General features: G+C 71.8%; 6 protein-coding genes and 1 pseudogene. 5 read left to right on the top strand and 2 right to left on the bottom strand.

What is annotated here, in order from left to right:
- Positions 1–233 (bottom strand): annotated as a pseudogene (locus AC30N0_RS19060) (hypothetical protein); the annotation flags it as partial.
- A 160-nt stretch (positions 234–393) separates the two neighbouring features.
- Here AC30N0_RS19060 and AC30N0_RS19055 point away from each other — a divergent pair.
- The gene (locus tag AC30N0_RS19055) at positions 394–672 is read left to right on the top strand and encodes a DUF427 domain-containing protein (protein ID WP_489519464.1); all 279 of its coding nucleotides are present in this window, start codon (positions 394–396) and stop codon (positions 670–672) included.
- Between the two features lie 12 nt (positions 673–684).
- Here the strand turns inward: AC30N0_RS19055 and AC30N0_RS19050 are convergent, their stop codons facing one another.
- Positions 685–1827, bottom strand: a complete 1143-nt coding sequence (locus AC30N0_RS19050; RefSeq protein WP_489519463.1) for a polyamine ABC transporter substrate-binding protein — start codon at positions 1825–1827, stop codon at positions 685–687.
- Positions 1828–1928: 101 nt separating this feature from the next.
- Between AC30N0_RS19050 and AC30N0_RS19045 the strand changes: the two genes are divergently transcribed.
- The 4 genes from AC30N0_RS19045 to AC30N0_RS19030 form a co-directional block, all read left to right on the top strand.
- On the top strand, positions 1929–2705 hold the full coding sequence (locus tag AC30N0_RS19045; RefSeq protein ID WP_489519462.1) for a hypothetical protein: 777 nt from the start codon (positions 1929–1931) through the stop codon (positions 2703–2705).
- A gap of 2 nt (positions 2706–2707) precedes the next feature.
- Positions 2708–3676: a DMT family transporter gene (locus AC30N0_RS19040; protein WP_489519461.1), complete on the top strand. Its 969-nt coding sequence runs from the start codon at positions 2708–2710 to the stop codon at positions 3674–3676.
- A gap of 145 nt (positions 3677–3821) precedes the next feature.
- Entirely contained in the window at positions 3822–5429 is a 1608-nt protein-coding gene (locus AC30N0_RS19035) for a thioredoxin fold domain-containing protein (RefSeq protein WP_489519460.1), read from the top strand.
- An 11-nt stretch (positions 5430–5440) separates the two neighbouring features.
- The coding region (locus AC30N0_RS19030; protein WP_489519459.1) for an ABC transporter ATP-binding protein at positions 5441–6844 on the top strand (1404 nt) is incomplete at its 3' end.

The raw sequence follows: 6844 nt of genomic DNA, 5'->3' as shown, positions 1-6844 counted from the left end.
AGCCCGTCGAGCACCAGGTCGGCCTCGGGGCCGGCGTCGGCGACCGCTGCCGCTGCCGCTGCCGGTGGCGGTGGCGGTGGCGGTGGCGTGCCGGAGGCGGGTGCCGAAGGTGCGGCCGGCGGCGCGCCCCGGTCGAGGTGGAGGGCGCGCTGGATGGCGGCGGTGGCTTCGGCCAGCTGGCCTCGGCCGGTCAGGCGGGTCGCCTCGACGATCTTCTTCAGGAATGAACTCAAGGCGTGTCTTCGGTGTCGGTCAGCCGCGAGGGTATACCCTTATCAACAAACTTACTTCGGGCGGGGGCGCGTGCTGCGCTGATGGAGATCGGTCGCAGCCGGTCGGGTCGTCGGGACTGAACGCTAGGATGCCGCCGATTCCATTCACCCGAAGGCCATCATGAAAGCCACCTGGAACGGCGCCACCATCGCCGAGAGCGACGACACCGTCGTCGTCGAAGGCAACCATTACTTCCCCGAGGCGAGCCTGAAGCGCGACTACGTGACCTTCAGCAACCACCGCTCGAGCTGCGCGTGGAAGGGCCAGGCCCACTACTACAGCCTGATGGTCGACGGCAAGATGAACGAGAACGCCGTCTGGTACTACCCGGAGCCGAGCGAAGCCGCCCGCGAGATCAAGGGCCGCGTCGCCTTCTGGAAGGGCGTCCAGGTGACTTGAGCGGTGCGCCGCTCACTTGCCGGCCTTGAAGTTGGTGAAGATGCGCGTCTGCACGCGCCGAATCGGCTGCGGCACCGCATCGGGCGCCGTCATCCGGGCCAGGTCGGCGGGCGGCAGGAAGATGGTCTTGTTCTCGGCGACAGCCTTGTTCACGAACTTGAGCGAGGCGGCGTTCGGGTTCGCGTAGAAGACCTTGTTGGTCAGCGACGCGGAGACGTCGGGACGCAGGATGTAGTTGATGAACAGGTGCGCGTTGGCCACGTTCTTCGCGTCCTTCGGGATCGCCATGGAGTCGAAGAAGAGCGTCGCGCCGCCCTTGGGCACCATCGCCTCGATCGCGGCCGGCTGCTTGGGGTTGGCCTGCAGGGCCCGGGCCCGGGCGATGTTGATGTCGCCCGAGTAGCCCATGACGGCGCAGAGCGAGCCGCCGGCGAGGTCGTTGATGTAGCCCGACGAGGAGAAGCGGGTGACGAAGGGGCGAACGGTCTTCAGCATCGCCGCGGCGGCGTCGTAGTCGGCGGCATTGCCGCTGTACGCCGGCTTGCCGACATACAGCATCGCCACCGGCAGCACCTCGGACGCCGAGTCGAGGAAGTTCACGCCGCAGCCCTTGAGCTTCGCCGCGTACTTCGGGTCGAAGATCAGGCTCCAGGCGTTCTCCGGCATAGGCAGGTCGCCGAGCGCGGCCTTGACCTTGGGCGCGTTGATGCCGATGGTCACGTAGCCCCACAGCCAGTCGACGAGGTACTGGTTGCCCGGGTCGACCTTGGCCAGCTGCTTGAGGAGCTCGGGGTCGAGGTTGCCCCAGTTGCTGAGCTTGCTGCGATCGAGCTTCTGCAGCAGGCCGCTCTCGATCTGCGTCTTCGCGAAGTGGGCGCCGGGGACGACGATGTCATAGCCGGTGTTGCCGGCGATGAGCTTGGCCATCAGCGTCTCGTTGCTGTCGTAGTTGTCGTAGTTGACCTTGATGCCGGTCTCTTTCTCGAAGTTCCTGATCGTGTCGTCGGCGATGTAGTCGGACCAGTTGTAGACGTTCAGCACCTTCGACGCGGCCTGCCCGAGCGCAGCCGGCGCGGCAGCGAGGCCGAGCGTGGCCACGAGCAGCGCCGCGGCAGCGCGGCGGGCCGAAGGGATACGTTGGCGCAAGGTCGTCATCGTGCGGGTTCCTCGACAGGGGATGCGCTTCGAATCGTACCTGCGCAAAAGGTTCGGGTATGGTGCAGGGCTCGATCCGGCGCGCAGGCGCGCCTCCTGCCATGCTCGATGCCTCCCCTTCGCCTGCCGGCCCGCACCCGGGCCTCGCCGCCGCGCTCGGCATCGTCCACCGGCGCCGCCTGCGCGAGGTCTATCGCTCGGCCGGCTGGCCGTGCCAGGACGGCATCGAGATCGAGCTCCTCGCCGCTGGCCTGCTCGCCCGCGAGCGGGGCCCGCTCGGCCACGAGACCATCCGCCTCACCGATGCCGGCATCGCCGTGCTCGCCGAGACCCTCGGCCGCAACCGTGCCCGCCGCGACGCCCACGAGCTCCTCGTCGAGCGCGTCGCGGGCGAGATGACGCGGGCCGGCCGGCTGGCCTGGCGCGGCCTGGCCATGCGCGCCAAGGTCGGCTCCGGCTGGACCGTGGCGATGCCCGACGTCTTCTCGATCCGCCACACGACGGTCGAGGCCTACGTCTCGCCCATCGTCCACGAGGTCAAGGTGCAGCGATCCGACCTGCTGGCCGACCTGCGCCGCAGCGCCAAGCGCGAGGCCTACCTGCAGCTCGGCGGCGAGTGCTGGTACGTGATTCGCGAAGGCATTGCCCGGGCCGAGGAGATCCCGCCGGAGTGCGGCGTGCTCGTCGCGGGCGCCGAGAGCCTGGTGGTGGCGCGGCCGGCGCCGCGCCGGCCGATGCGCGTGAGCTTCGGCCTGTGGATGGCGCTCGCCCGCGCCACGCCGGTGGAGGGCTGGCGGCTCGACGACGCGCAGGCGTCGCTGCGCGACGACGACGGTGGCTGCGTGCCGCCGGTCGGGTCGGCCGGAAGCGTCGGCTGACCATGCCCGAGGCGGCCCCAGGGCTATCGCCGACCGGTGTCGGCGCGCCCGACCGCTCTCGCCAGGCGCTGCTCGCCGCGCTCGTGCTGATCCTCGTCTGGGGCGCCAACTTCTCGGTGCAGAAGGCCATCTTCGAGGCCCTCTCGCCGGGTGGCTTCCTGTTCGTCCGCTACCTGATCATGCCGGTGGCCGCGGCCATCCTCCTGTTCGCCCGCTTCGGCCGCCGCTGGCCGCGCGTCTCGCGCGCCGACGTCTTCGCGCTGCTTCGCCTCGGCCTCATCGGCCACCTGCTGCACGTCGGCCTGGTCACCTATGGCATCCACTGGTCGACGGCGTTCTCGAGCTCGCTCATCCTCGCCTGCGGGCCCGTCTTCACCCTCCTCATCCTGCACTGGCACGGGCTCGAGAAGCTGACGCGCGGGCAGATCGTCGGCGTCGGCGTGGCCTGCCTCGGCGTCGTGACGTTCCTCTCCGACAAGCTGTTCGGCGGCCACTGGCAGGCCGGCGCCGGCGACCTGGTCCTGCTCGTCGCGGCGTCGTTCTTCTCGTACTACACGGTGGCGTCGAAGCCGCTGATCGAGCGCCTCGGCGGCGTCACCGTCATGACCTACGCCGTGCTGCTCGGCAGCCTGCCGGTGGTCGCCTTCAGCCTGCCTGCCGGCCTCGCCGTCGACTGGACCGGGATCGGCCCTGCCATTTGGGCCGGCACCTTCTACGCGGTGATCGTCTCGGCCTTCGTCGGCTGGCTGGTCTGGGGCTGGATCAACGGCGTGCGCGGCGTCGCCCGCACCGCGCCGCTGATGTACCTCATGCCGCCGGTCGCCGGCTTCGTGGCCTGGGTGCTGACCGGCGAGCGCTACTCGATGGTCAAGGTCGGCGGGGCGGCGATCACGCTGGCCGGCGTGGCGCTGGCGCAGTTCACGTCCGCCGAGCGCGATCCCGTGCGCGAAGCCCCGGCGCCGGTCGACTGATGGGATCATGATGGCGGCACGAGGTGACACGATGACGCACCACCGAACCGTTCGAGGTCCCGCCTTGGCATCCGCCTCCGGCCTTGCCGTGACAGCTGCGCACGCCCTTTTTCCTCGGACGGCGCGACTCGCCGCGGTCGCCGCCGTGATCGCCCTGGCCGCCTGCGGTCGCCCGGAGCCCACGGCGTCGGCCACGGCGCCTTCCCCGGGTGCGCCGGTCGCGGCCCCGCCGCCGGCCAGGGAAGGCGGCATCGCCTGGCGCGTGGCGTCGAGCCAGGCCCAGGTCGACGCCGCCTTCGCCGCGGCCCGGGCCGAGAACAAGCCGGTCTTCGTCTACTGGGGCGCCAAGTGGTGCCCGCCCTGCAACCAGGTCCAGGCGACGCTCTTCAACCGCCAGGACTTCATCGAGCGGACCCGTGCCTTCGTGCCGGTCTACGTCGACGGCGACAACCCCGGTGCGCAGAAGGTCGGCGCGCACTTTCGGGTCAGCGGCTACCCGACGCTGGTGCTGTTCAGCCCGGCGGGCCAGGAGCTGACGCGCCTGCCGGGCGAGGCCGACCCGGGCCGCTACACGCAGCTGCTGACACTCGGCATGAACGCGGCGCGCCCGGTGAAGGCGGTGCTTGCCGATGCCCTGGCCGGCGGAGGGACGATGGCCGCGAACGACTGGCGCCTGCTCGCCTTCTATTCCTGGGAGACCGACGAGCAGCAGGTGCTGGCGAAGGAGCGCCTGCCTTCGACGCTGGCGCAGCTGGCCGATGCCTGCCCGGCCGACCCGCCCGACACCGCGATGCGGCTGCGCCTGAAGGCGCTGGCCGCCGCCGATGCCAAGCACCCGGCGCGGGCCGACCCGGTGGTGCGCTCGTCGGTGCTGGCGCTGCTCGCCGAGGCGCCGCGCACGCGCGAGCAGACCGACACGCTGACCCCGTATGCGGCCGAGATCGTGCGCGCACTGAGCCAGCCCGGCACGCCGGAGCGGAGCGCGCTGCTGGCCGCCTTCGACGTCGCGCTGAAGCGACTGGAAGGCGACGCGACCCTGTCGCGCGCCGACCGGATGCAGGCCGTCATCGCGCGGGTCGACCTCGCCCGCATCGACGTGCCGGAGGCACCCGCGAAGCCCGATGCGCCGCGGCCCGCGTCGCCGACGTTGCCTGCCGTGCTGCTCGCCGACGTGCGCGAGCAGGCGGCGCGGGCCGACCGCGAGATCACCGACGCCTACGAGCGCCAGGCCGTGATCTCTTCGGCCGCCTACCTGCTCGAGCGGGCCGGGCTCGGCGACGAGTCCGACGCCTTGCTGAAGGCCAATCTCGCCAAGAGCCATTCGCCGTACTACCTGATGTCGGGCCTGGCCAGCAACGCCAGGAAGCGCGGCGACAAGGCCGAGGCGCTGCGCTGGTATCGGGAGGCCTTCGAGCGCAGCGAGGGCCCGTCGACGCGGCTGCAGTGGGGCACCAGCTACGTCAACGCGCTGATCGAGCTGACCCCGGCCGACGAGGGTGCGATCGAGGCGATGAGCGGCCGCGTGTTCGGCGAGGCTGCTGCCCTGCCGGACGCCTTCTACGAGCGCAGCGCCCGTTCCCTGCAGCGCCTCGGCACGCGCCTGCAGGCCTGGAACCAGGGCGGCGCGCACCGTGACGTGCTGGCGCGGCTGCAGAGCAAGCTCGACGCGGTCTGCGCCTCGCCCGAGCGAAGCGCCGCCGAGCGGGCCACCTGCTCGGGCCTGCTCGCGCCGGCCGCGAAGCCCGGCGCCTGAGCCGCGCCCCGATGCCGGCGCTGCTCGCCGTCGAGCACCTGACGGTGCGCTTCGGAGCCACGACGGTCGTCGACAACGTCAGCTTCCGCATCGAGGCCGGCGAGAAGTTCGCGCTGGTCGGCGAGTCGGGCTCGGGCAAGTCGATCACCGCCTTGTCGATCCTGGGCCTGGTCGAAGGCGCCGGGACGACCGGCCGCATCCTGTTCGAGGGCGCCGACCTGTGCACGAAGAGCGAGCGCGAGCTGCGCGCCCTGCGCGGCGCCGGCATCGCCATGATCTTCCAGGAGCCGATGACCGCGCTCAACCCGCTGCACACGGTCGGCGCGCAGATCGGCGAGGTGCTGCGCCTGCACGAGGGCCTCGGCCGGCGCGAAGCGAGGCGCCGGGCAGTGCAGCTGCTGGCGACGACCGGCATCCCCGAGCCGGAGCGGCGCGTCGACTCGTACCCGCACCAGCTGTCGGGCGGGCAACGGCAGCGGGCCATGATCGCGATGGCCCTGGCCTGTCGGCCGCGCCTGCTCATCGCCGACGAGCCGACGACGGCCCTCGACGTGACGATCCAGGCGCAGATCCTCGCCCTGCTCGACGCGCTGCAGGCGGAGATGGGCATGGCGCTCCTCTTCATCACCCACGACCTCAACCTGGTGCGCCGCTTCACGCACCGCGTCGGCGTCATGGAGCGCGGCCGCCTCGTCGAGAGCGGCCGCACCGACCAGGTGTTCGCCGCGCCGCAGCACGCCTACACGAAGAAGCTGCTCGCCAGCCGTCCGGTGCGCGAGGTCGAGCCGCTGCCGGCCGACGCGCCGCTGCTGGTGGCCGCGCGCGACGTCCGCGTCAGCTTTGAGCTTCCCGGCGCCTGGTTTCGCAAGCGCCGCTTCGACGCCGTCCGCCGCGCCACGCTGGAGTTGCGCCGCGGCGAGACGCTCGGCATCGTCGGCGAGTCCGGCTCGGGCAAGACCACGCTCGGCATGGCCCTGCTCGCCCTGCAGCCGATCGCCGCCGGCGAGGTGGCGCTCGCCGGGCAGCGCCTCGACGGCGCCGGCGCCGGCGTGCTGCGCGCCATGCGGCGCCGGATGCAGGTGGTGTTCCAGGATCCGTTCGGCTCGCTCAGCCCGCGCATGCGCGTCGGCCGCATCGTCGGCGAGGGCCTGGCCCTGCACCGGCCCGAGCTCGGCCGGGCCGAACGCGACGCGCTGGTGGTGAAGATGCTCGAGGAGGTCGGCCTCGGCCCGGTCGCGGGCATGGCCGACGTGCTCGAGCGTTACCCGCACGAGTTCTCCGGCGGGCAGCGGCAGCGCATCGGCATCGCGCGCGCGCTGGCCCTGGACCCGCAGGTGCTCGTGCTCGACGACGTAGTCGACCATGTTCTGCACCGTCGTCGTCGTCTGGCCGGCCGGGTCGAGGGTGTCGACGTC

This window comes from Rhizobacter sp. (genome assembly GCF_031412495.1).
Lineage (GTDB): Bacteria > Pseudomonadota > Gammaproteobacteria > Burkholderiales > Burkholderiaceae_C > Schlegelella_A.
This window is presented reverse-complemented; position numbering and strand designations above follow the sequence as displayed.